Genomic DNA, 23,355 nt, shown 5'->3' on the forward strand with positions numbered 1-23,355 from the left:
GGTGTCCGCGGCTCAGTAAGTCACTCGCAAGGTGAGAGACGCGTTGGCCGGAGCGCCGTAGTAGGTGTTGTCGTACTCGTCGAGCACATAGAACTTTCGATCGAATACGTTGTTCGCGTTCAACTGCAGCGAGGCGTGTGTCGAGAGATCGTACTTCGCCATCAGGCTGACCTGCGCCAGGCTGCCTTGGCGAAAGATCGTGCCGTCGTTGGGCGAGCTCACGAAGGTGCTGCTCTCCGACTGCCAGTTGACGCCGGCGCCGAGGGTCAATCCGGATATCCATGTGGTCGGCGTCCAGGTCGTGAACCAGCGCAGCAGAGTGCGCGGAATGAACGTGCGCACGGGCTTGCCGCTGCCGTCGTGGATCAGCGTGCGTGTCAGGCCGAACGAAGTCTGCCAATCCTCGGCGAGGCGACCGGCCACTTCGAATTCGAAGCCGCGCGAACGCGTACCGTCGAGCGCTTGCGAAACCTGCGAATGATCCGGCAGCAGCACGGGTTCGCCCGTCTCCGGATCGAACACCGGCGCGGCGACGTTGTTCTGCAGGGTGTCGAACAGCGTGAGCGCCGTATTCAAGCGGCCGTCGAAATGTTCGCCCTTGATGCCGATCTCATAGCTCTTGCCGTCGATCGGATCGAGGTAGTGACCGTTGATGTCGCGTGCGTTCTGCGGCTTGAAGATGCCGGTGTAGCTCGCGAACACCGAGTAGGTGGAATTGAGGTCGTAAATCAGACCTGCGTAGGGGATCGTGCGCTTGAAGTCGTAGGTCGACGCGTTGGGCGTGTCGTAGGCGTAGACCGAATCGACCTTCCACGTTGCGTAACGCGCGCCGGCGATCAGCTTCAAGCGATCGGCCAGCGACCAGCGCGTTGCTGCGTACAGCCCGTTTTGCGTCGTGTAGATGTTGTTGAGGGGCGTGGCCGGCCCGAATTCGGGCCGCGGGTAGGAGCCGTCCCAGTGAAAGAAATTGCCGGGGGCGGGCAGCTCTTCGCCGAGTGGCTGGCTTTCCGTTCCGGTATTGGTCGATCGCGAGCCGTTGTAGCCGACCACCAGTTCGTGCTGGCGGCCCCATGCTTCGAACGGGCCGCTCGCATACAAGTCCACGGCGCGCTCGATGACGTTGCCGCGGTTCTTGTAAGCGGACGCAGTCAAGCCCTCGCCGGTTTCGGGGTCCGGGAACCCGGACATATAGAGCAGCTCCGCGCTTTCGCGGAAGCGTCGCCAGTCCGCCGACGCTTGCACCGTCCAGCCGTTGTCGAAGCTGTGCCTGAGTTCCGCGAAGACCGTATCGGTGCGGCGCGTCCAAAACGTCCAGTCCGCCGCCGTGGTCACCGAACGCGGCCAGTTCGCCGGCGCCCCGTCCGCAAGGAACAGCGGAAAAGAGCCCCACGTATTGGAGCGCGGACGGTTGGCCTGATGGTCGAATCCGACGGAGGCCAGCGTCGCCGGCGTTACGTCCCAGTCGACGATGCCGTACAGCACAGCGGTTTTCTTGTGGTAGAGCGCTTGGTAGGAGCCTTGATCCTCGTACACGGCGACGCCGCGCGCACGCAGGCTGCCGTCCGCATTCAGCGGCGCGCTCGCGTCCAGTTCGACACGCCCATCACGCCACGAGCCCGCGGTCAGGTCGGCCGCAAAGCGCGGCGTCTTGCTGTCGGCGTGCTTGCGCACGAGATTGATCGAGGCCGCAGGACTGCCGGCACCGCTGGTGAGTCCGGTCGCGCCGCGCACGACTTCGATGCGGTCGTAAAGGGACGTGTCCAAGGTTTCGTTGATCGATCCGGTGTCGAACGACGACAACGCAGGCACACCATCCACCATCAGCGTGTCGATGACGAAGCCGCGCGAAAAGAACAACACGCGCTCGGAATCGTAGGCGTCCGAGTAGATGCCGGTGGTGCTGTCGAGCACGTGGCGCAGCGAAGTCAGATTCTGATCGTCGAGTCGCTGGCGCGTGATCACGGTCAAAGACTGCGGCGTATCGCGCGGCGAGAGATCGAGCTTCGTCGCCGCCGCGCTGCTCGGCACGGTATAGCCCGGATCCGACGCCGTCGTCACCACGGCTTCCAGCTCGACGGTGTTCTTGTCGCGTTCTTTGTCCGCGGCTTCCGCATTCGCTTCGGCGGCGCGGAGCGGCGTCAGCTGGACGACGAGCAAGGCGCCGGCCAGCACCGTGCGACCAGTAGCGATAGAACGGGATGAAGCGAAGGATCGGGTGTGCGAGGGCATGGCGCTCAAATGCGAATGGTTATCAGTTATTTTGCCTGCCCAAACGCAGTTCGTCACCCCGCCACGCACCGAGACGACTTCGATTCACCAAGACGGACGACAGTCGCTGGAAAGATTCGTGGCGTTGCGTCGAATGCCTCAAACGGCTTCTAGCGGCTATCCTCGACGCATCGACCTCGCTGCAACGACGCATGCCTCGTTACTTCATCTCTGCCGAGTGCATATCCGCGGAATCCATTCGCTTCGATACGTCCGATGCAACCCGATTGGTGGCCATTCGCGAATGCGAGTCGGGGCATGAGATCGAAGGGACTCTGTTTGACTTCTCGATCGACATCGTCGCTCCGCATCGCGCCAACAACCGCATGCACACGCAAACGGTCGAGAAGCCCACAGTCGATGGCTTCATTCAGAACGTGCTCAAGCCGGGGCGCCGATACCGCGAGATATCCGAGCAGGAATACTCGGCGTTCTACGCTCAGTTGATCTCCAAGGCCAAGCACCTGGAGAGGAAACGCCGCAGAAAATTCATCGTCACTGAAGTGCGGGGCGATGAAAGCCTGCCACTCCCATAGGTGGCGCGAGGCAGGCGCGAACGACGATTTGGAAAGCGACGGCGCTGCTCCAGGCAATGCCGCAGGGCTCCGCGATCGTACTGCTCGCTGCGCTCTGTCGGAGCGAACGTCAGGTTCGGCGTTTCGCACGTCCACGAATCGAGTGCCACAGCAACGGCAGCGGCAGTGCGATGCCGACGATCCAATGCATCAGTCCGACGACGTCGCGAAAACCCTCACTTGCGTAATAGAGGAAGTATCCAGTCGCGACCAGCAACGTAGTGATCGACGCGAGCACGATGCCGCTCCAGCGCCGTTGAGCGCGCCAGGCGGGGACGAGGTGTGTGACCCAGAGCACGCCGAGAAGCCACAGAAAGACGAACGCACCCAGGCCGTGAAGCCGCAGCCACCAAGCTTCCAGCGGATGCGGAAGCTCGCCAAACTCGCCTACGGGCCGAAGAAAGTATCGAAACACCAGCCAGCCCACACCGCTCGCCCAAAGCCCGCCGACGACTGCGTAGATCAGTCTCTCTCGGGTCCGAGAAAGGCGGCCGCGACCTGGGGAATGCGTGAAAGGATGCGAACGGCGCGGTTTCATGAGCGGTGCAGCATGGACCAACCACGCCGTTCGTCATAGACGCAGGCGCTGGCGGAATGCGTGCGCAGCAGGCGCTTGCCGATCCTGAGGTCGACAAGCAGGATTTTCGTCAGCGCGTCCGCGGTGCAGCAGTCGGCCGCGACGACGCTGACCGAACGTCCCGCGCGCAGAGATCTCCTCGTGCGGCCGTGAACGTGCGCAGCAGCCAACCTGCCTGCCGATTGCCGCCTCGCCGGGGTCGCAATGCTGGTGGCTACAGCACCATCGGCGACCTCGAGTGCCGGGACTCGGATGTCTGTGTTCGGTGTGAGGCGCAGTTCGACCGCCTCCGCTGTCGCGCCGAAGCGCCGCAAGTCTCCGCCGGCATTGACGCAAGCCGACGCGGCACCGGCGTCACGGAGAATGTCGATGGCGCGGTCGACCGCATAACCCTTGGCAATTCCGCCCAGGTCGATCCAGAGACGGCGCCGAAGCCGAACCCGCCGCCGGTCCGACAGATCGATGTCGCGCCAAGTCGCTCCGATCTCCGTTTCTCGCGCCGCATGCGGTGGCGGCAGACAGCCGAGCTCGACCAATTCGGCTGCCACGCACGGATCGAAGCATCCATTCGACGCTTGCGCGAAATGCAGCGCGCGCGCAAGCACTTCATGGGTGCGGAAATTTACGGTGATCGCCTTTCCGTTGGCAGCGCGATGAAGGCGCGAGAGATCGCTGTCCGCTTGGTGGAAGCTCATGTATCGGTGAACTTCACCGATCTCGAGGAAGGCCCGCTCGATAGCGGCGAGCGCGTCCGCGCTGGGCATTCCGGCGGCGCGAACTTCGACGAAAGTCCCGAGCAGGGGACGCGCGCGTGCAAGTTCGCGCATCGCGCTTCAGCTCACGGAACGGAGCGAACGCTCGTACAGTTGCAGCAACCGATGGACACCCTCGGTGACGTGCCGAGATGACAGCGTTGCACCCGAGATGTTCTTGATGTCCCGATCGAGCTGTACCGGATCCTGTGCCGTCTTGCCGGTGAACTGGCGGCGCCAGGCCGGAAGACGAATTTCGGACCCGTGCGTTTCCCGATACTCCATGATCTCGATCGACTTGATCGCGCCCTTGTCGTCCAATGCGAGGGCATAGGTGATCAGTTCGCTCTTGCCGATCACACGATCCACCAACACCCAACCGAGGCTACGTTCACCGGCGCGCGCTTGCCAGATCTGCGGCGACCATCCCGGTGCGGCGAGCGCGGTGGCCGTCTCTGCGTCGATCGGCGGCTGCGCGCGAAACTCGCTCGCCTCAGAAAACGCAGCGCGCTGCGCTTCCTCGACACTGAGGTATTGCGTCGCGTAGGCCGCGTGGTAGGCCGGTACACTCAACAAACCGACCGGCAACAGCCAACGCGCTCGCGGTGAACTCGCCATGGTCAGAACTGATAGCCGACGCCGACGTCGAATCGCGTGTCGTAGCCGAGCAGCTCATCGGTCAGGTTGAAATGCTGGTAGTCGACCTTGAAGACGACCTGCGGCGTCATGTAGTAGTTCAGACCCACGGTCCAGACTTTCTCGGTAGGGGCGTTGGGCACACCGAGGCCGAGCGGAACGTCGGCGTATGAAGCCGCGGTATTGAATTCTTCGTAGCGTACGAACGGCGCGAGAGACGAATCGCTCTTTTGCCAGACACGCCAAGCTCCCTGCACGTAGCCGCCCCAGAACGACTTCGGCACCGGATACGGGCTGCCGATGAAGGTCAGATTGAGAGCTTGGGTATCGGTGATCTTTCCACGCGAATACAGCGCAGAAAAATCGAACGGTCCGGGTTGCCAGCGCGCATGGACTTCACCGATCGTCACGCGCGAGTCGTCCGCCAACGAGTTTTTCTGACCTTGCCCCAGGTCACTCGTGAAGACACCGCCGCCCAACTCAAGACCCGGAATCCCCTTCCAACTCGCCGCCGCATAGACGGCCAGATCGTGCGCCTTCGCCAGCTGCAGTTCCTGGTGAATCGCGCCGAGCGGAGAAGCGCGCGATTCCGGATCGGTCGGATCCCACTTGTTGAGATCCTGTGTGGTGACGATGCCGACGTTCCAGCTCAGACCGAAGTCGGTGGTACCGAGCGCCGAGAAACCGCCCTCGCGCCAGGTCGACGGGATGATCGCCGTCTCGACGAAATTTCGCTCGACGCCGTAGTAGTTGGTCGGTTCGTGGCGTTCGTTGAGGAAGCCGAACGGAATCAAAGTTAGACCTGCGCGGAACGCGACGGCCGGATTCCACTGATGCTCGACATACAGTTGCTCGACTTCGCTTTCGCCCGAGTCGTCGGCCGAGACCACGGCGTGCTCCCATTCCAGCTCGCCGTAGACACGCGTGTCTTCATCGAACGCATGACTGAAACCGATCACAGCGCGGCGCACATCCGCCTGGGTGTTCGCGGATTTGCCGGTCGGGCGGTTGTAGTTGAGTTCGCCGTAGCCCCAAAGGCGCGTGCTGTCGTTCACGGCGATGCCGGAACCGGAGGCTGGAGCCGCGGCAATATCGCCGCTCGTGCTGTTGCGATCGGCGAGTGCCGGAGCCACCGCAGTCGTAGGTGGCGGCGTGCTCGCCACACTGCTCTGGCTCGCCGCAGGGGTTGTCGCCTTCGGCGAGTTGCGCAGCGCGTTCACTTCGGCTTTCAAGGCGCCGACCTCGGCGCGCAGCGCATCGAGCTCCTTACGCAGACTCTCTTCGTCTGCATGCGCGGGCAATGCGGCGAGCAAGCCGGCGGCAAGTGCCGCGAGCGGCACGGAACTACGCAACATGATCTTCTCCCTGAGATTTCGTCACGGTGCCGGAGGCACGTTACGCGCTGGATCAGCGGTGTCGGTCGCCGGGTCGTAGCCGTCCGTCAATGTGCCGAGGAACGCCATCAAATCGTCAATCTCGCCGTCGTCCAGGCGCGGTGCCTGACCGGGATGGCGGTCGTAGGGAACCTCTTCGGTATTCACGTTCCGATGCAGTTCCACGGGTAGATCGTCGAATTTCTGGACCGCGCCGCCTGCATCCAGCGAGTAGAACTCCTCGGGATTGGTGTCGCGTCTGACGTAGAAGCGGAGCGCGTCGCGCAGTTTCGTGAACTGGCCGTTGTGAAAGAACACCAGTCGCGTCGCGACGTTGCGCAAGGTGGGCACCTTGAATGCGCCGCATAGATCACGTTGTGCATCGAGATCGGCCCGTTCCGGTCCGCATAGGCCGAGATCGAAGTAGGCTGGATCCGAATTGGCCGGAATCTGCACGTTTCGCGGCACACCCAGGTTGTCGTAGGTGTAGTCGGTGAAGAGGGGAGGCGATCCGTCGCTGCCGCGCCTACTCGGATGGCAGCCGGCGCAGTTTCCCTTGTCGGCCCGATTGAACACCGCGAAGCCACGCAGCTCCGATGGCGACAACATGGTCTTGCCTTGCAGAAAGAGGTCGTACTTGGAATCGAACGGTTGGAATTCCGCCGATGATTTCTCGTACGCCGCAATGGCGAAGCGCGCGCTCAGGAAAGCCGCGTCGGCGTCGTCGAAAACGTGTGCGCCGAACAGCGCCTTGAAATCGTCTGCGTAGCTGGCGACCGCCAGTTTGCCGGCGACCGTCGCGGCGTCGCCATTCGCCATCTCATGTGCGGCCAGGAACGGACGCTCCGCTTGATCGATCAGCGTGGCGGCGCGGCCGTCGCGATTGAAGCCGGCGGTCGGAGTGCCTTCGCTATCGAAGAAGAAGGCCTGTGTCGTCATGTAGCGGAGCGAAGGGACGCTGCGGAATCCCGGTACGTCGAGGTTCGCACCGCCCGATTGCACGGCCAACGCGTTCGTTTGCGCGTGCGCGTGCGCGGGGTCGTGGCAAGTGGCGCACGACATTTGTCCGGATGCGGAGAGCGATGTATCGAAGAAGATCTCGCGACCGAGTGAGGCGGCGGTCAGGCTACTGTCCGCTCGAACAAGATGGAACGGGCTGCAAAGCAGCAGCGCGACTACAACGATCCGTTGCGCGTTGGACAAGGACGCCAACGCGCTTCGCTTGCCCCAAGGTATACCCACGCTGGCGCTTCCCCGCCGGAATATGCGAACGATTCTCAGTCGTCCTTTCGTTGTTGTCAACGCGTTAAGAGAGCGCTCCGCCTGAGTCGTCTGTAGGGATCGACGGCGAGGTGGCTTCTGCCGCACTCGACGCTTGAACGAGCCAAGCTAGGCTGCGCTTCGACGACAACATCGTGCCGCATTCGAAGTAAGAGCACACCGAGCGCGATCGCAAACAGGATGATGAGTCTGTCGATCGGCGCGACCTTGGCCAGAGGGTCCAGCCGGTAAGCGCGGCGAACGCCGCCGAGCCGAGTGCAAACCACCGCCCGGAAGGAAACTTCATGGGGAGCCTTTCGTGCGGCTAGTACGTTGCGCGATCAGAAGGCCGACGACGAGGACGGTCGCCAGGACAGCAGAAGAGCCGGCCGTCCCGAAACCCAAACCACCGAGGTCGTGGCCCTTGGTCAAAAGGTCGCCGAATGTCGCGCCGAACGGGCGAGTCAGCACGAACGCGGCCCAGAACAATGCGATGCGGTTCACCCGCGGCAGGAAATACAGCGAAGCAAGCACGGCGATGGCCGCACCGACCAAGGAAGCGCCGCCCAGAAATCCGAGGCCCGAGCTGTCTGCGAGGCAGTCGCCGAGCGCCGTGCCGAGCGTGTTCGACACCAGGATCGCGCTCCAGTAAAAGCCCTCCGCTTTCGGTCCGCGTATTCGCTCGACGGAGAGCGTGCCCACGTTCCACAACCACAACGCCAGGACGAACAGCAAAACGACGATCAGCAGCGCTGTTCCAACGACGTAGCCAAGACCGAGCGTACGATCCATGAAGTCGGACACGGTGGTACCCGCGGTGCTCGTCGCCAGAACGACGGCCCAGTAGAGCGGCGGGTAGAAATGTTCTGCGCGGAGCTGGGCGATCAGGGTTACGACGAAAAATCCCAGCAGTAGCAGCGAGCTCGCCGCGTAGCCGATTCCGAACGTCATGGAAAAAAGATCGCCGGCCGTCTCGCCTAGCGTCGTGACGCAAATCTTGAGTATCCAGAAGCCGATCGTGACGGACGCAACCTTGTTGGCTGCGTCGTAGGGCGACGTCTTGCTCGCCTCCTCGGCGATGGAGAACGCTGCGCTCGTCCGGCGCGTATCGCCCAACTTTCTGTGAGTTGAACCGGCGCGTCGAGATGTGGGCATAAGCTGCGTGAGATCGTCGCTACTGGCTTGCGCGGCTTCGCGCCGCAACCCGAAGAGAGAGACGTCATCGACGACAATGCGTGCGTGAGCCTCTTGCCTGATGAAGGCACGATATCGTGGCCAGCTTAGGTCGAGCTTAAGTTGAGCACGCCTGCCGAAGGCTCCTCGAAAACTTCGAGCCGCTCGGCCTGCCGATGGCTACCGCTACTCGAAGTAGTCGTCCAATCGGACTGGCGGCATCGCGTAGGCTTCAGTCAGCCACTCGGACACGGACTCCAGCGCCAGCATCCGCTCTATCCAGAGATGGGTCAGCGGCCATGCGGTCTTGTATTCCATGTGCGTGGTCAAACGTTGAATCGTCGGAACGAACATCAAATCGGCCAGCGACAATTGTCCAGTCAGAAAAGGTCCGCCGCTGTCGGCGAGTTCCTCTTCCCACACCGCGAATATCCGCGCAGCCTGTTTTTGTTCCTCGCTCGTCATTGCCCGCTTTTCAACGTAGAAAGAGGCTTCAAATGACAGCCTCGGGCAGATGTTCGATAGCCCCGAGTGCTGCCATGCAAGCAGCGAACGACAGTGCGCCCGCTTCTTGATTTCAGCGGGAAGCAGCTTCCCGTCGGCCAATTCGTTCGCGTACTCCATGATGGCCAGGGAGTCGTAGATGACGACATCTCCCTCGGTGAGCACGGGAACCGCACCAGGAGGAGAGAACTTCGCGATCGCCGCCAGGTTGTCGAATCGCTGCGGAACGCGGATGTCCACAACGACTTCTTCAAAGGGCACGCCGGCTTCGCGAAGTCCCAACCAAGCTCGCAGTGCCCAACTGGATGCGTTGCGGGTGCCGCTGTAGAGAATGCGCTTCATCGGTCGGCGTCGTCCGAGTGTCGGTTATCGAGGAGGTCCGCACGATACCGGCAGCGCCAGACTCGTTGCCACCTCGCGGCGACCGGGTAGCGACGCCAGCAATGCAAGGCCACGCCGCCGAGCCCCGCAGCGCAGCCTGCGGCGCGATAGTGGCGAGACCGCGAAACGTTTCGCCACTCGGCTGCGTCCCGAGCGGACGGCTGCGGCGCGGGACAGGTGCTCTCCAACGTTGCAGGCTCTTCAGCCTCCCATGTCGACCGAGACGTCAACGATGCTTCCGATTCCCCCGAACGCAGCGGCCGGCAGCCCGTCGCACGAAGTCACGCGTCTGCTCGGCCGCTGGCGCGCAGGAGATCCGGATGCCGAGCAGCGTCTGATCGCGCTGCTCTATCCCATGCTGCGCGCGCTGGCTCGGCGCGAACTCGCGCTCGGCCGCCTCACCTTACGCGCGACTGAGCTGGTGCACGAGACGTATTTGAGATTCGTCGAGCAGTCGACGCCATTGCGAAATCGCGCGCACTTCCTCGCGCTGTTCGCGCGCGTCCTGCGCCGCGTCGTGGTCGACGTTCTGCGCTACCGCAGCGCGGCGAAACGTGATCGCGATCTGCGCATGACGCTACCGGAGGGAGACGGCGAGGGCACCGAGTTCGCCGCATCGATGGATATCGTCGACGGCCTCGCCCTCGACGCCGCGCTCAAAGCGCTTTCGGAACACGACCCGCTCGCCGCCGAAATCGTCGAGGCGCGTTACTTCGGCGGCATGAGCAACGAGGAGATCGCGGCAGCCCTCGAGCTGAGCACGGCGACGGTGGTGCGCCATTGGCGCTTCGCGCGCGCCTGGCTGCATGCACGGCTTCATTCCGCCGGCGGTGCGCCGTGAGCGCACCGGCGAGCGCGCAGCGCGACGACGGCGCGAGCCGCTTCGCCAGGCTGCGCGCGCTGTTCGACGCCGGCTGCCTGCTCGCCACCGGCGATCGCACGCGCTTTCTCGCACGCGTGACGGCCGAAGATGCCGCGCTCGGCGGCGAGCTGTCGCTTCTCTTCACCGAGCACGATCGCGCCGATACCGGTCGCTCGCGCCGCGAGCTGCTCGCGATGGTCGCCGAACTCGCTGCGGCTCCGTCGCACAAGGCCGGCAGCCGCATCGGCCGCTACGAGGTGCGGCGCGAGCTCGGGCGGGGAGGGATGGGCGTGGTCTACCTCGCCGAGGATGGACACGGCGCACCGGTAGCGGTGAAGGTGCTCGCGGCGAGCGGCACGCGTCCGCGATTCGAGCGCGAATGGGCGATCCTCGCCGCGCTCGAACATACCCACATCGCGCGCTTCCTCGGTGCGGGCGACACCGACGACGGCGCGCCGTACTACGCGATGGAATACGTTCCCGGCGTCGCGCTCGGCGAATACTGCGACGGCGCCGCGCTGTCGGTGGCCGCGCGTCTCGCGATGTTCCTCGAGGTCTGCGCTGCGGTGCAGTTCGCGCATGCGAACTTGGTCCTGCATCGCGACATCAAGGGCGACAACATCCTGGTCACGCCCGAAGGCGTACCCAAGCTGATCGATTTCGGCATCGCCCGCTCGCTCGACCGCGGTGCGGCGACGCGCACGCAGCAACGATTCTTTTCGCCGGTGAACGCTGCGCCGGAGCAGATCAAGGGCGAACGGCTCGGCGTCACCTGCGACGTGTATCAGCTGGGTACCGTGCTGTACGAGCTCCTGTGCGGGCGGCGGATCTTCGATCTCGCGCAGCTGACGCCGAGCCAGCTCGAGCAGCACATCCTCGACTCGCCGCCGCTGGCGCCGAGCCTCGTCGCGCAACGCGGCGCCGTGCGCGGCTGCGCGGCTGCGCGGCTGCGCGACGCCGCGTGTGCTGGCAGCGGCCCTCGCCGGCGATCTCGACAACATCGTGCTGCAGGCGCTGCGCAAGAAGCCGGATGAGCGCTACGCTTCGGTCGAGCGTCTCGCCGACGACGTGCGCGCGCATCTCCAGCGCCGGCCGGTGTCGGCGCGCAGCGGTCAGACTTGGTACCGCGTGCGCCGCTTCGTCAGCCGCCATCGCATCGCCGTCGCGGCGAGCGCGCTCGCGCTCGCGACCGCCGTGGCGCTGGTCGCGGCGCTGGCGCTGCAGGCGCGCGACCTCGAGCGAGAGCGCGACGCCGCGCGGCACGACCGCGATCGCGCGGACACCACCGCGCACTTCCTGGTCGACCTGTTCAAGACCGCCGACCCCGGCACGGCGCTCACGCGCGACATGCGCGTCGGCGAAGTGCTCGCGAGCGCCGAGCGCAGCCTGGTGGGTCGCACCGACCTGTCCGCGGACATCCGTGTCGGACTGATGACGGCGCTCGCCGACGTGCAGCTTTCCCTCAGCGACCATCGCGCCGCGCGGCGCTTGCTCGACGCGGGCGCGGCCGTGCTGGATGCCGCGGGCCTCGCGCGCAGCGCCGCGATGGCGAGCGTGCTGGAGATACGTGCGCGCGTCGAAGGTGCCTCCGGCAATACGCGTGCGGCTCACGCGCTGGCCGAGGAGGCGCTAGCTCTTCACGAACGGCTCGGCAGTCCGCCGCCTGCGCGGATCGGCGCGCAACATACCGCCGTGCGCGCACTCGAGGATTTCGCGCCGGCACGGGAAGCGATCGACGCCTATCGGGCATTGCTGGCGCAGATGCAGCAGGCGCATGCCGATCCGTCGCGGCTCTCGCGCATCGAAATCCAACTCTCGCAGCTGCTGCTCGCCGAGCGCGATTCGGCGGCGTGCGATCTCGCCACCAGCGCGTCGGCGCGCCTGCGCGCCGCGCTGCCGGCGCGGCATCCCGACGTGCTATGGGCGGCCGCTGCCGTCGCCGCTTGCCGCGACGAAACCGCCGCCGTGCCCACGCCTTCGGTGCTCGCCGAGCTGCAACATGTGTACGGCGAGCAGATCGATCTGCTCGGCCCGCGATCGTTCGTGCCGGTGGCGACGCTGGCGTGGATCGCGGCGGCGTTCCATCGCCGCGGCGCGAACGCCGGCGCCATCGTCCTCGCGAGCGAAGTCGAGCGCCTGTTCTCGAGCCTGCACGGCCATGCGCAATTCGACAGCTTCGGCGCCTTGACCCAGCTCGCCGAGTACGAGCTCGCCGACGGCCGCATCGACGCGGCAATCGCGCATCTCGAGCAAGCCGCTTCGATGGCGCGCGCGATCTGGGGCGAGTACGGCGCCAAGATCGCCGCGGCCGACGGCCGTCTCGGGCGCGCGTATGCGAAGGGCGGCCGCTGGGACGCGGCCGAAACCGCGTTGCGCCGCGCCGCCGGTCGCGTGCGCGACGATGGGCCGAGCGCGGCGTGGGTTGCACTGGAATTCGTCGATGTCGCGATCCGGCGCGGCCGCATCGACGAGGCACGCGCGGAGCTGGCCGCGATCGAGCCGATCGTCGTCGCCGGCACGGCGAGGTTTCCCGAGTTCAGTGCGCGCTGGGCGGCGCTGCATGCGCGCCTGCCTCCCGTAGAAACAGCACCTTAGCCGATATTCTTCCGGCTCTTTTTCGAAGTGATCGCGTCGCGCGACGTTTTACGCGTCTCTCCCGACGAGTCGGACGGCAGCCCGCCGTGCGCGTTTTCCATCGTGAGGAGATTGACGATCGTGGCGTATTTGAGAATGCGAGAGTTGCCGGCGCCGGGCCGGAAGTGGACTGTGGGTGCGCTCGCCTGCGTAGTGCTCGTCTTGTCGCTCGGCGCGGCGGGGGCGTCGGCCGGCGCGTGGGATTGGAAGCTTCCTGCGCCGACCGGCAATGCCATGCGCGCGGTCGCGCACGGCGCCGGCGCCTACGTGGCCGTCGGCAACGGCGGCAGCATTCTCTACTCCGACGACGGTCGCGCATGGTCGCTGGTGCGCGCAGGCGGTCCTGGCGAAGCGCTCGATGCGGTCGCCTACGGCGACGGCGTTTTCGTCGCCGTGGGGCAGGGCGGTGCCGTGTGGCGATCGCCGGACGGCCGCCAATGGACGCGCTCGAGCACGCCGACCACGACCTTTTTGCGCTCCGTCGCGCACGGAAGCTCGGGCTTCGTCGCTTGTGGAGAACTGACGATGATCGCCTCCGCCGACGGCGCGACGTGGACACGAGTCGACACGGGCTTGACGCCTGGTGTCTTCGGTCCAAGTTTGCAGGGCGTCGCGTTCGGCAACGGCGTCTATGCGGCATGGATCGACATCGATCCGATCGGCGCCGCCTCGTCCGCAGCGGTGTTGACGTCGGTCGATGCCGCGACGTGGACGCGGGTGCCGCTCGGTCCGTTCGCAGGACATGACGGCGTGCTGTTCGGACGCGGCTTCGTCTATGCCGGCGGCCGCTTCGTCGCGTTCGCCACGAGCGACACTTTCGACAGCCTCAGCCTGACCTCGCTCGACGGATCGAGCTGGAGCGCCGGCAGCACGGCAGCGCACGAAGGCAATACGGTGTACTTCAAATCCGGCGCGTTCGACCCGGCCAGCGGACGCTACATCGCGCTCGCCGGCCTCAACGATCCGCCCGAAGCGCTCGACGTGCAGGCGGCCGTCATGAGCTCCGCGGACGGCCTCGATTGGACGGGCGAGGGGCTCGTCGACCGCATTCCGCTGGTCCGGCTGGCGCAGGCAGGCGACACCGTATTCGGCTTGCCCAACTTGGGCGGCGGCCTCTACGCCAGGACCGGCGCGTCGAGCTTTGGCGCGATCACGCCGGTATCGCCGGCCTGGCGGCTGTCGTCGATCCTCGCTGAGGACGGCATGCTGATCGCCGCGGGGACGGGCGCCGGCGACAGCGTCCACGGTTCCAGCGCCGCGCTGATCGCGTCGTTCGACGACGGCGCGACCTGGTCGAAGGTGCTGACCGTGGAAGGCGACTTCGCCGGCGGCGGATTCGCGGGCCTCGCATCCGGCGCTTCGCACCGGGTCGCAGTGGGCACGACCAACCGTTCCGCCGACGGCGCCTTCGTGCCGATGGCGTACTCATCGACTGACGGTGCCGTCTGGACGCGCGCCGATCTCTCCGCCGTGGATGCCGCCGTCAGCGGACTGTACGGCGTCGCGTACGGCAACGGTCTCTTCGTCGCCAGCGCGGCGTACAACGGCGACGCGACCGAGGTGCTCATCTCCAACGACGACGGTTCGACTTGGCGATCGCAACCCGTCGAGCTGTCGCAGCCGCTCGGCCGCATTGTCTTCGCCGGCGACAAGTTCGTAGCAATTTCGGCCGGCTTCTCGACCTCGGTGTTCTTTTCGTCCGATGCGGCGACCTGGTCGGAAAGCGCTACCGGCACGAGCGCGAGCTATCTCACCGACATCGCCTACCGCGACGGCACCTATGTCGCGCTCGGCCAAGCGTTCGGGCCGGCAGGCAACGTATCGACGCTCGTCGTGTCGACCGATGGCATCTCGTGGACGCCCGTCGACGCGGCACCGACGGATATTGTCGGCCTGTCTGCTAACGCCGACGGCTTCGTCGCGACCGGAACGAGCGGAAACGTCTATCGCAGCATCGATGGCCGCGTCTGGACCTCGAGCTGGTCCGGCTCGGCGGACTGGATCACCGCATCGGCGCGGCTTCCCGACGGTCGACTCGCCGTGGCCACGGTGAGAGGCGGGGTGCTGGTCGGCAGCGCTGCGGATCGCATCTTTGCCGACGGATTCGAACGAGACGGGAAGCGGTAGGCCGCGCGGCGATGCCGCTGGCAAAGGCCGGCGGTATCTCGGCGAACACGAAGCACCGCTGATGCAGTGCTTCGAGGCGCGGGCCTCGGCGGTCAGTGAAATTTCTCGCCGCGCGCGAGCATGTCGATGATGAGCTTGATGCGCTTGATCTTGGTCTCTGGGCGCTTTGCCGTTTGCAGTCGGTAGGCAATCGCGTACAGATTGGTCTTGTTGAGCGTCGCGTAAAACTGCTCCGCCTTGGCGTTGCGTGCCAGCTCCTCGACGAACTCCGGAGGCACCGTTGCGCTAGTGGACGAATCGTACGCAGCGGCCCAACGCCCATCGGCTTTGGCGGCTTCTACTTCCTTGAGGCCCGCCGGCGTCATTTGATCCTCCCTGGCAAGCCGATCCACATGCGCCGTATTGATCTTGGACCAACGACTTCTTGCCCTGCGCGGGGTGAATTTTTGCAGCCAAGAGTCCGCGTCAAGCGGCCACTTTTGCCCGTCGATCCAACCGAAACAGAGCGCCTGGTCGAGCGCATCGGCATAGGTGACCGATGGAACACCCGAGTCTTTCTTGTAGATTCGCAGGAGCAAAGCAGGGGTTCGGGCGTGTTCCTTCGTCAGCCACGCGCGAAGTTCTTTCGATGATCGAAAACTCTGCGGTTCCGGCAGATTTTGGGAAGGCAGCTTGCGCATAAGTGGTTCAGTTCAGGCGCGTGCGAGCGAGCGAGTGGTCACACTCTATCAAGCCGCGGGTGTGCTCCAGCACAAGCACGATGACCGCTTCCGATGCATGGCGAAGCGTCCGCTTCCTGGTGGCGACGCGGTTGTTCTACGGTCGTTCTTCCGGCGCGCTGAAAGCAGTCCAATGTTTCGCGGATCCACTTGCCACCTGCGGCCTGGACGAGGGCACGATCGGTTCGATGATCTAGGAAGGCGAGGAAGGATCGCGCCAAGAATAGCGAGCGCGGCAGGGTTGGCGAGCAGACGCCGTCCCAGACATCAATCGAAAACGCGCCCTCGCATAAATCCCATCACGCCAGCTCAAAATCCAGCCCGATATCCGCCGCAGGCGCGCTTTGCATCAGCCGCCCGACTGAGACGTAATCCACTCCGCTCGCAGCGATCGCGCCGATGTTGTCGAGCCGCACGCCGCCGCTGGCTTCGGTTGCCGCACGGCCCGCCACCAGCGCCACGGCCTCGGCGAGCATCGCCGGCGCCATATTGTCGAGCAGGATATGCGCGGCGCCAGCGACGATCGCCGGCTCGATCTGGTCGATCCGATCGACCTCGCAGATGATCCGCTCGACGCCCGCCGCCTTGGCCCGCGCCACCGCTGGGCCGACACCGCCCGCCACCGCGACATGGTTGTCCTTGATCATCGCCGCATCCCACAGACCCATGCGGTAGTTGGTCGCGCCGCCCATCCGCGTCGCGTATTTCTCCAGCACGCGCAGGCCGGGAATGGTCTTGCGGGTGTCGAGCAGCGTGGCGCGGCCGTGCATCGCATCGACATAGGCGCGCGTCATCGTCGCGATGCCCGAGAGGTGCTGGACGGTATTGAGAGCATTGCGCTCGGCGGTGAGCAGGGCGCGGGCGTTGCCGGCGATCCGCATCAGCGCGGTCCCGGGAGTGACGCTTTGCCCATCCTGCACAAGCATTTCGATCTCACACGCCGGGTCGAGATGGCGGAAGAAGGCGGCGGCCAAAGGTAGCCCTGCGACGGTGATCGCCTCGCGGCTGTCCATCACCCCGGCAAAACGCGCGTCCGCTGGGATGACGCTCTCTGAGGTGATGTCGCGCCCGCCACCGGGAAGGCCAATGCCGAGATCTTCGGCTAGCGTGGCGGTGACAAAGGCAGCCAGGTCAAAGCCGGGGAGGGTGAAAGACATACGCGTGGATCTTAGGGGATTGAGGGGAAGATGAAAGGGTTCTCCCATTGTGAAACGCCCAATTTTCCAACGTGAGAGATAGCTGGGAGCGGCATTGCTCGGCGTTGGTGTGCCAATTCGTGTGGTCGCTCGCGCATGGCGCTCAAAGCAACTCGGCGATTCGCGGACCAGCTTGCTGCCATTCGAGGAGGGAGAGGGCTGTGGCCCGGTCGATGGCCCGGCAATGCATCGAATGCGTCGGCGCTGCTCGCTGAACTCGTAGTCAATCGAATGCCTGCTCCGACTGTGTGGCAGTAGACGTATCAGGCAGCGATGGTTGTGCTATGGGTTACAGCGCCCACCGAAATAGTGGATTTATCCACGCCTGCAAACGAAACGGTGATCACCGGCTCCCCGCAGTCTCCAGGGCCGCAATCCCAACATCTGAAAATGCCAGGGGGATCTGTGAATCGGCTGACACTCTCTTTCGGACATCCTGGCGGCTTGGATCCGCAGAGCCGCGTTTGCGGCATCGTCCCCGCAGGCCAAAGTCCGGAAAGGGCTCGAGTCCGTCGACTTGGCCTGCGCTTGCTCGCATCGAGCATGCTACTGCTCGGACCGGCTGCGCAGGCGCAGTTCAAGGTGAACTCCCCCTTCACCAATAACACCGAGCCCGGCTGGACGATCACGGGCACCAACAACGCCGGCACCAACGACAGTGGCATCCTCACCGGCGGCTACGGGGCGATTCCGGTGGGTATCGATGACGCCATAGGCAGCGGCTGGTTGCGGTTGACCACCAACTCGACGAACCAACAGGGGCGCGCGCTTTATCAAGACGGCTCGTTCACCTCTGCCATGGGTGTCGTGGCGGAGTTCGACTACGTCAGCTGGGGCGGCAGCGGAGCGGATGGCCTGTCGATGTTCTTGTACGACGCCACTCAGAACATGGCCGGCGCGGGCATCGGCGGTGCTTTGGGCTATTGCAACGGAGCAGGCGGCTACCTAGGCGTGGGCCTGGATGAGTTCGGCGATTTCTCGGGGAGCAACACTGGGGTGAACTTTTGCCACTCCGGTAGCCCCGGCACGACTCCCGACCAGGTGGTGGTGCGCGGGCCGGCAGATGTTCCGGCTCCGACCGGCCCCAATCCGCTCGTAGGGATGGCTGCGGTGACCGATTTGGATTCACCCAACGCTGCCGCCCGGCCCACAAGCCGACGTGTACGCATGCTCCTGGTACCCAATGGCTCAGGCGGGTATCGCGTCACGGTGCTGTTGGGCCCCACAGGCGGCACCCTGTCGACATTTCTAGATGCGTTGAATTTCCCCTATACCGCTCCCGCGACCTTGCGCCTGGGCTTCGCCGCTTCGGCGCTCAGCTCAACCAACATCCACGAAGTACGCAATGCGCTGGTGTCCACGCCCGCCGACATCGTGGTGACGAAAACGGTATCGGCGGCCACGGTGCTGCGCGGCCAGCCGGTCAGCTACACGGTCGCAGTGCGCAATAACGACACCAATCCGACCGACCCCGGCGATCAGTCGCCGCCCATCGACGCCGCCAATGCGCCGGACATCACCGACACGTTCCCCGCGGAGCTGGCCAACGCCACTTGGACCTGCACCGCCACGTCGGGATCCACCTGCCCAGCCGCCAGCGGCACGGGCAATCTGGCGATCACCGGGGGCTACACCTTGGCGGCCGCCGGTCAACTCACTTTCACCATCACCGGCACGGTGGCAACCACGGCCACCTGCGGCGGCACCGTGAACAACGCCGCCACCGCGGATTTTTCCGCCCCCGATGGTCTTTTGGACATCGACCCGAGCAACAACACGGCCAGCGCCAGCTTCACCGTAGCCTGCCCGCAGCTGATCGTGCGCAAGACTAGCCAGACGACCGATGCGACCGGCACCTTCCAGTTCAGCGGCGACAACGGAATTCAGGCGCACACCATCACCACCACGGCCGCCACCGTGGGCACGCCGGTCAGCGGCACCACCCAGACCTTGCTCGCCGCCGGCACCGCGACGACCATCACCGAGGCCGCGGCCGCCAACACCGCCCTCAGCAATGTTGCCTGCACCGGAATGGGCAGCGGGGGTACCGCAACCGCGACCGTCAACGGCAGCACGGGCGGCAGCGTCCTGCTCGATGCCGCGGCCACCAATACTGCCGGGCCGATCACCTGCACCTTCACCAATCGAGCCCAATCTGCGGATCTTGCGATCACCAAATCGCAGGCGACGCCGAACCCGGCGGTGCCGGGCCAGAACGTGACGTGGACGATCACGGTGACCAACAACGGCCCGGACCCGGCGGTGAACGTCACCGTGGCGGATGCGGTGCCAGCCGCGGTGACGCCGGTGACGGTGGGCGGCCCGGACGGCGCATCGTGCCTGCCGACGAACCAGACGGTGAACTGCACGTTCGGCACGCTGGCGGTGAATGCGACGCGCACGTTCACGGTCTCAGGTGCGCTCGCGGCGGGGTTCGCGGGCAATCTCGCGAACACGGCGACGACGACGAGTAGCACACCGGACCCGACGCTTGGCAACAACAGCGCAACCTCGACGACGCCGATGGGCGCGCCGAGCTTGAACGTAACCAAGTCGGCCACGCCGACATCGTTCATCGTGGCCCAAAGCGCCGCGTACACGTTGACGGTGGGCAACAGCGGCACGGCGCCGACGAGCGGCGCCGCGAGCGTGCTGGACACGTTGCCGGCGGGCATCACGCTGGCGTCCGACCCAACCACGAGCAACGGCTGGAGCTGCACGGCGAACGGCGGCACGACGGTGACCTGCACGAGCGCTACGACGCTGAACTTGTCGCCGGGAGCGAGCTCGGCGATCAGCCTGCCGGTGACGGTGGGTGCCGCTGCCGTGCCGAGCGCGGTCAATCACGCTTCGGTGGGCGGTGGCGGTGATCCGTTCAACGGCGGCACCCCGCCGAACCCGAACACCTGCACGGACAGCGCCGCGGCGCCGAACCACTGCGCGATGCTCACCACGTCGGTCAACACGCCGGTCAATACGCCGGCACCGACGCCAATAAACGCACGCTGGATGCTGGTGCTCATGTTGCTGGCGGTGAGCGCCTTGGCCGCAAGGCATTTCTCACGCGTCGGGCCCGCCAGGATGAGCAGGGCGTCAGAAGAAGCATTGCTGAGAAGCGAGGCGGGGGAGGCGGAGAAGGACTAAGTTGCCGGGACGCCAACGCGAACGAGCATTCCTCCTGAACGGCTCGTTCGCTTCTGCCTCCGCCGTTATGTCCAGCGGAGTACAGAATCCAGAGCGATCGCCTGCGAGGGACGATCGCCCCGGAGTCCGACCTAGATCGTCACTTGTCCAGCTTTGAACGAGCCTTGTCCGCCAGCTCGCCGGCTTTGGCCTGGGCCTTGCCGATGTTCTTTTCGGCGACACCTTCCAGTTCCGTCTTGGTGTCGCCGGTCATCTTGCCGATCGCTTCCTTGACCGAACCTTTGACCTGTTTCGCAACGCCTTCGATACGATTCTTGTCCATGAAACACCTCATGAGAGTCGAACGTCCGGAGCAACCGCGTCCGGATCGGTTGCGACTGTAGGAAACGCAGGTGAGTCGCAACAGCTGAAAATGAACTAAGTCAGCTAGTGCGTTTACGCCGGTCCTTGCGCGACCGCGGGCGCGGCGCGGGCTTGTCCGTCGCTCGGCCGAAGAAGCCGCGTTCGCGTGCCCACACAATCGCCTCGCTGCGGCTGTGGACATCCAGCTTGGAGTACAGCGCGGCGACGTGGTTGCGCACCGTGTTGGGTGCCAGCCCGAGGCTCGCCGCAATTTCCTTGTCGGCCATGCCTTCGCAGAGCAATCCCAATACGTCGCGCTCGCGCGCGGTCAACTCGGCCAACGCGACATGCCGCTCGTGGGGTGCACGGGTTCGACGGACATTGGCCAACTTCTCGATAAGAGTCTGGCTGAACCACGATGCATCCTGCATCACGGTCTCGATCGCCGTCACCAGCTCGAGTTCGGCGCGCTTCCGGTTGCTGATGTCCAGCAGCACCATCAAGTAGCAGTCGGCGCCGTGGATGGTGACGGCCTCGGCCGACACCAGACAATCCAACGTGCTGCCGTCCTTGTGCGCGATCACATACTCCTCGTTCTGCAGGTTGCCGCGTTTGAGCAGGGTGGCGGCCGCCTCCTCGGCATCACGGACGTCGTCGAATACGCCCGATTCTTCCAATGCCTTGCCGGTCACTTCCTCCAGGCCGCGGCCAGTGGCGGCAAAGAACGCGTCATTGGCTTCGAGTACGCGCAGATGGTCGGCGCTGCACACCAGCGTTGGTACGGGGGTCATCTTGAAAGCCTTGGCGAAACGCTCTTCGCTTTGTCGCAGGGCGATTTCGGCTTTGCGTCGCGGCTCCAGGTCCATGAAGGTGAACAGCATGCACGCCTCTTCGCCGACTTCGATCGGCTGACCGGCGACGATCACCAACTTGGTGCTCCCATCAGGCAGGCCGAGCTCGGCTTCCATTTGCGGAATCGTCGTGCCCTGTGCCAGCCGCTCGACGGCGAGATCTTTGTTCTGCGCGCGCTCCAGCACATCCAATTCGTAAACCGAGTGGCCGATCACTTGATCGCGCTCGTAGCCGGTCATCTCCAGAAATCCGACATTGACCTTGATGTAGCGCAAATCGCTGAGGCGACAGATCACCGCTGGCGACGGGTTGGCGTTGAACGTCTTCTCGAAGCGCTGCTCTGCGCTCGCCCAATCGGTGGCGTCGGCAAGGATCAATACCAGGCAGTCGGGAGCTCCATTGGTGTCCGTGAGCACCAGGCTGCGCACGCGGTGCACCCAGCGATTCTCTTCGTCGCCGATCGGCGTGACCTCGACCACGACATCGGTGAAAACCTCGCCCGCGATGACTCGGTCGATGGGATAGCTGCCTTCGTCCAGCCGGTGATGATTGCGGTAGCGCAGCTCGAAGCGTCGGCGATACTCGGCGACGCTCGTGCCGAGCGCTTCTACGCTGTCGACCCCGTGCATCTGCAAGGCCGCGTCGTTGGCCCAGACGATCCGTTGATCGGGCTCGACCAGAATCACCCCATCACTGAGGCCACGGATGATGTGTTGCAGCTGCTGCCGGTCTGTCTGGCGTTGCAGGACGAGATCGTTCATTGGCCGGTGCCCAGAGCCTGAGTGGTCTGCCTAGGATGCGTAGGAGAGTTCATCACCGAATGAAGCGAATGCACCATCGAAAGAGGTGCATTTGCGCGGCGAGCGCGAGCGGCGCGGTGAGCATACTACCGCCCCTCGATCGGCGGCTCGCGACACCACCCAGGAGTCGGCACGGATGGGCCGCGACGATCGCCGTCTCCAGCATTCTTCTCGCGAGGTTCGCCATGAATACTTATGTCGCACGCGTACGCTCCACACACATTTCTTGGGGAGCCGTGTTCGCCGGTGGACTGATTTCACTGATCGTCTACCTGATCTTGAGCGTGCTCGGCACGGCGATCGGCGCATCGGCGATCGACCCAATGCACGATGCGCATCCCTTGTCCGGATTTGCTGCAGGAACCGGCCTTTGGCTGAGCGCGACGACCCTGCTGTCGATCTTTGCCGGTGCCTACGTCGCGGGTCGCTCAACCCTCGCTCAAGGCGCTTTGCACGGAGTCTTGTCTTGGTCGCTAACCACGCTGATGGCGGTTTGGCTGCTTGCGTCGGTCGTCAGCAGCGTGACGGGCACGGTTGCAGGGGCCGCGGGCCAGGGCTTGAGCGTGGTGGGGCAGGGCGTCGCCGCCGCCGCGCCCGAAGTTGCCTCCGGCATCAAAGACCGGCTGCGCGAGAACGGTGTCGAGTTGGACTGGGACAGCCTCAAGCGCGAACTGGATACTGCTCTACGTCAGACCGGTAAGGCCGAACTCGATCCCGCTCGCTTGAAAGACCAGGCACAGCGCGACGCCAACGATGCTGCGGCGACCGCCGATGCAGCCGCGCGCGATCCGCAGGCCGCGGGCCAGGCGTTGACCGATTGGTTCAATACCGTACGTGCACGCGGCGAAACCGCCCTCAATGCGGCCGACAAGGAGGCGCTCGCGAACCTGATCGCTGCCCGCACCGACCAGACACCGGAGCAGGCTCGCGCTACGGTAGATCGCTACGCGCAGACCTACGCCAACGCCATGGCCAAGTACGAGCAACTCAAGGCGCAAGCGGAGCGTAAGGCTCGTGAAGTCGCTCAAGTTTCCGCCGATCAGATCTCCAAGGCGGCGTGGAGCACGCTCATCGTCCTGCTGCTCGGTGGTTTGATCGCTGCGGCCGCCGGCCATTTGGGTTATCGCCATCGACCGGCCGCGTATGCTCTAGACGCTGAAGTCACGGCGGCTTGAAACGT

General features: G+C 64.9%; 21 protein-coding genes. 8 read left to right on the top strand and 13 right to left on the bottom strand.

Going from position 1 to position 23,355, the window contains the following annotated elements; translation table 11 throughout:
• Window positions 1–12: 12 nt before the first annotated feature.
• On the bottom strand, window positions 13–2,229 hold the full coding sequence (locus AC3QL3_RS10530; protein WP_492898746.1) for a TonB-dependent siderophore receptor: 2,217 nt from the start codon (window positions 2,227–2,229) through the stop codon (window positions 13–15).
• A 191-nt stretch (window positions 2,230–2,420) separates the two neighbouring features.
• Between AC3QL3_RS10530 and AC3QL3_RS10535 the strand changes: the two genes are divergently transcribed.
• Window positions 2,421–2,804, top strand: a complete 384-nt coding sequence (locus tag AC3QL3_RS10535) for a hypothetical protein (protein ID WP_492898748.1) — start codon at window positions 2,421–2,423, stop codon at window positions 2,802–2,804.
• Window positions 2,805–2,913: 109 nt separating this feature from the next.
• Here the strand turns inward: AC3QL3_RS10535 and AC3QL3_RS10540 are convergent, their stop codons facing one another.
• The 7 genes from AC3QL3_RS10540 to AC3QL3_RS10570 all read right to left on the bottom strand — a co-directional run bounded on the left by AC3QL3_RS10540 (window position 2,914) and on the right by AC3QL3_RS10570 (window position 9,460).
• Window positions 2,914–3,270, bottom strand: coding sequence for a hypothetical protein (locus AC3QL3_RS10540; protein ID WP_492898750.1), 357 nt, complete (start codon window positions 3,268–3,270; stop codon window positions 2,914–2,916).
• A gap of 107 nt (window positions 3,271–3,377) precedes the next feature.
• On the bottom strand, window positions 3,378–4,247 hold the full coding sequence (locus AC3QL3_RS10545) for an FAD:protein FMN transferase (RefSeq protein WP_492898752.1): 870 nt from the start codon (window positions 4,245–4,247) through the stop codon (window positions 3,378–3,380).
• 6 nt (window positions 4,248–4,253) lie between these two features.
• Entirely contained in the window at window positions 4,254–4,760 is a 507-nt protein-coding gene (locus AC3QL3_RS10550) for an FMN-binding protein (RefSeq protein ID WP_492898754.1), read from the bottom strand.
• Between the two features lie 32 nt (window positions 4,761–4,792).
• Entirely contained in the window at window positions 4,793–6,163 is a 1,371-nt protein-coding gene (locus AC3QL3_RS10555) for a porin (RefSeq protein ID WP_492898756.1), read from the bottom strand.
• A gap of 21 nt (window positions 6,164–6,184) precedes the next feature.
• A complete protein-coding gene (locus tag AC3QL3_RS10560) occupies window positions 6,185–7,384 on the bottom strand; it encodes a cytochrome-c peroxidase (RefSeq protein ID WP_492898758.1) in 1,200 nt (399 codons plus the stop codon).
• A gap of 360 nt (window positions 7,385–7,744) precedes the next feature.
• Entirely contained in the window at window positions 7,745–8,557 is an 813-nt protein-coding gene (locus tag AC3QL3_RS10565) for a COG4705 family protein (RefSeq protein ID WP_492898760.1), read from the bottom strand.
• A 243-nt stretch (window positions 8,558–8,800) separates the two neighbouring features.
• A complete protein-coding gene (locus AC3QL3_RS10570; RefSeq protein WP_492898762.1) occupies window positions 8,801–9,460 on the bottom strand; it encodes a glutathione S-transferase family protein in 660 nt (219 codons plus the stop codon).
• A gap of 271 nt (window positions 9,461–9,731) precedes the next feature.
• Here AC3QL3_RS10570 and AC3QL3_RS10575 point away from each other — a divergent pair, with 271 nt between their 5' ends.
• The 3 genes from AC3QL3_RS10575 to AC3QL3_RS10585 are packed head-to-tail and all read left to right on the top strand — an operon-like array spanning window position 9,732 to window position 12,956.
• Window positions 9,732–10,340: an ECF-type sigma factor gene (locus tag AC3QL3_RS10575; protein ID WP_492898764.1), complete on the top strand. Its 609-nt coding sequence runs from the start codon at window positions 9,732–9,734 to the stop codon at window positions 10,338–10,340.
• Window positions 10,337–11,395 carry a serine/threonine-protein kinase gene (locus AC3QL3_RS10580; protein WP_492898766.1) on the top strand — a complete coding sequence of 353 codons (1,059 nt, stop codon included), beginning with the start codon at window positions 10,337–10,339 and terminating at the stop codon, window positions 11,393–11,395. Before AC3QL3_RS10575 ends, AC3QL3_RS10580 begins: the two co-directional genes overlap by 4 nt.
• Entirely contained in the window at window positions 11,325–12,956 is a 1,632-nt protein-coding gene (locus tag AC3QL3_RS10585; protein WP_492898768.1) for a hypothetical protein, read from the top strand. The genes AC3QL3_RS10580 and AC3QL3_RS10585 overlap by 71 nt, the downstream gene beginning before the upstream one ends.
• On the opposite strand, the gene AC3QL3_RS10590 is transcribed toward AC3QL3_RS10585, so the two are convergent.
• Window positions 12,953–13,231, bottom strand: a complete 279-nt coding sequence (locus AC3QL3_RS10590; RefSeq protein WP_492898770.1) for a hypothetical protein — start codon at window positions 13,229–13,231, stop codon at window positions 12,953–12,955. The two genes, AC3QL3_RS10585 and AC3QL3_RS10590, sit on opposite strands and share 4 nt — an antisense overlap.
• Between AC3QL3_RS10590 and AC3QL3_RS10595 the strand changes: the two genes are divergently transcribed.
• Window positions 13,230–15,122, top strand: coding sequence for a hypothetical protein (locus AC3QL3_RS10595; RefSeq protein ID WP_492898772.1), 1,893 nt, complete (start codon window positions 13,230–13,232; stop codon window positions 15,120–15,122). The two genes, AC3QL3_RS10590 and AC3QL3_RS10595, sit on opposite strands and share 2 nt — an antisense overlap.
• 92 nt (window positions 15,123–15,214) lie before the next feature.
• Here AC3QL3_RS10595 and AC3QL3_RS10600 read toward each other — a convergent pair whose 3' ends face one another.
• Entirely contained in the window at window positions 15,215–15,802 is a 588-nt protein-coding gene (locus AC3QL3_RS10600; protein ID WP_492898774.1) for a YdeI/OmpD-associated family protein, read from the bottom strand.
• 80 nt (window positions 15,803–15,882) lie between these two features.
• On the opposite strand from AC3QL3_RS10600, the gene AC3QL3_RS10605 reads away from it, so the two are divergent.
• Window positions 15,883–16,038, top strand: a complete 156-nt coding sequence (locus AC3QL3_RS10605; RefSeq protein ID WP_492898776.1) for a hypothetical protein — start codon at window positions 15,883–15,885, stop codon at window positions 16,036–16,038.
• Window positions 16,039–16,140: 102 nt separating this feature from the next.
• On the opposite strand, the gene nadC is transcribed toward AC3QL3_RS10605, so the two are convergent.
• The gene (nadC, locus tag AC3QL3_RS10610; protein ID WP_492898778.1) at window positions 16,141–16,998 is read right to left on the bottom strand and encodes a carboxylating nicotinate-nucleotide diphosphorylase; all 858 of its coding nucleotides are present in this window, start codon (window positions 16,996–16,998) and stop codon (window positions 16,141–16,143) included.
• 582 nt (window positions 16,999–17,580) lie between these two features.
• On the opposite strand from nadC, the gene AC3QL3_RS10615 reads away from it, so the two are divergent.
• On the top strand, window positions 17,581–20,181 hold the full coding sequence (locus AC3QL3_RS10615; RefSeq protein ID WP_492898780.1) for a prealbumin-like fold domain-containing protein: 2,601 nt from the start codon (window positions 17,581–17,583) through the stop codon (window positions 20,179–20,181).
• Between the two features lie 139 nt (window positions 20,182–20,320).
• On the opposite strand, the gene AC3QL3_RS10620 is transcribed toward AC3QL3_RS10615, so the two are convergent.
• Together AC3QL3_RS10620 and AC3QL3_RS10625 are read right to left on the bottom strand one after the other, a co-directional pair.
• Window positions 20,321–20,503, bottom strand: a complete 183-nt coding sequence (locus AC3QL3_RS10620) for a CsbD family protein (protein ID WP_492898782.1) — start codon at window positions 20,501–20,503, stop codon at window positions 20,321–20,323.
• Between the two features lie 100 nt (window positions 20,504–20,603).
• Entirely contained in the window at window positions 20,604–22,136 is a 1,533-nt protein-coding gene (locus AC3QL3_RS10625) for a PAS domain S-box protein (protein ID WP_492898784.1), read from the bottom strand.
• A 224-nt stretch (window positions 22,137–22,360) separates the two neighbouring features.
• Between AC3QL3_RS10625 and AC3QL3_RS10630 the strand changes: the two genes are divergently transcribed.
• Window positions 22,361–23,350 (top strand): hypothetical protein, encoded by a 990-nt coding sequence (locus tag AC3QL3_RS10630; RefSeq protein ID WP_492898786.1) that lies wholly within the window; start codon window positions 22,361–22,363, stop codon window positions 23,348–23,350.
• Window positions 23,351–23,355: the final 5 nt, after the last annotated feature.

It is taken from the genome of Dokdonella sp. GW821-FHT11D02, from assembly GCF_058808595.1.

Coding starts and splice junctions, on each gene's coding strand:
- AC3QL3_RS10590 (WP_492898770.1), bottom strand. CDS start 13,231: ATGGCATTGCCGGTCGGCGCAGGAAGCTTCCAATCCCACGCGCCGGCC.
- AC3QL3_RS10615 (WP_492898780.1), top strand. CDS start 17,581: ATGCTACTGCTCGGACCGGCTGCGCAGGCGCAGTTCAAGGTGAACTCC.
- AC3QL3_RS10575 (WP_492898764.1), top strand. CDS start 9,732: ATGCTTCCGATTCCCCCGAACGCAGCGGCCGGCAGCCCGTCGCACGAA.
- AC3QL3_RS10630 (WP_492898786.1), top strand. CDS start 22,361: ATGAATACTTATGTCGCACGCGTACGCTCCACACACATTTCTTGGGGA.
- nadC (WP_492898778.1), bottom strand. CDS start 16,998: ATGTCTTTCACCCTCCCCGGCTTTGACCTGGCTGCCTTTGTCACCGCC.
- AC3QL3_RS10595 (WP_492898772.1), top strand. CDS start 13,230: ATGCGCGCGGTCGCGCACGGCGCCGGCGCCTACGTGGCCGTCGGCAAC.
- AC3QL3_RS10535 (WP_492898748.1), top strand. CDS start 2,421: ATGCCTCGTTACTTCATCTCTGCCGAGTGCATATCCGCGGAATCCATT.
- AC3QL3_RS10605 (WP_492898776.1), top strand. CDS start 15,883: ATGACCGCTTCCGATGCATGGCGAAGCGTCCGCTTCCTGGTGGCGACG.
- AC3QL3_RS10530 (WP_492898746.1), bottom strand. CDS start 2,229: ATGCCCTCGCACACCCGATCCTTCGCTTCATCCCGTTCTATCGCTACT.
- AC3QL3_RS10600 (WP_492898774.1), bottom strand. CDS start 15,802: ATGCGCAAGCTGCCTTCCCAAAATCTGCCGGAACCGCAGAGTTTTCGA.
- AC3QL3_RS10545 (WP_492898752.1), bottom strand. CDS start 4,247: ATGCGCGAACTTGCACGCGCGCGTCCCCTGCTCGGGACTTTCGTCGAA.
- AC3QL3_RS10620 (WP_492898782.1), bottom strand. CDS start 20,503: ATGGACAAGAATCGTATCGAAGGCGTTGCGAAACAGGTCAAAGGTTCG.
- AC3QL3_RS10570 (WP_492898762.1), bottom strand. CDS start 9,460: ATGAAGCGCATTCTCTACAGCGGCACCCGCAACGCATCCAGTTGGGCA.
- AC3QL3_RS10625 (WP_492898784.1), bottom strand. CDS start 22,136: ATGAACGATCTCGTCCTGCAACGCCAGACAGACCGGCAGCAGCTGCAA.
- AC3QL3_RS10555 (WP_492898756.1), bottom strand. CDS start 6,163: ATGTTGCGTAGTTCCGTGCCGCTCGCGGCACTTGCCGCCGGCTTGCTC.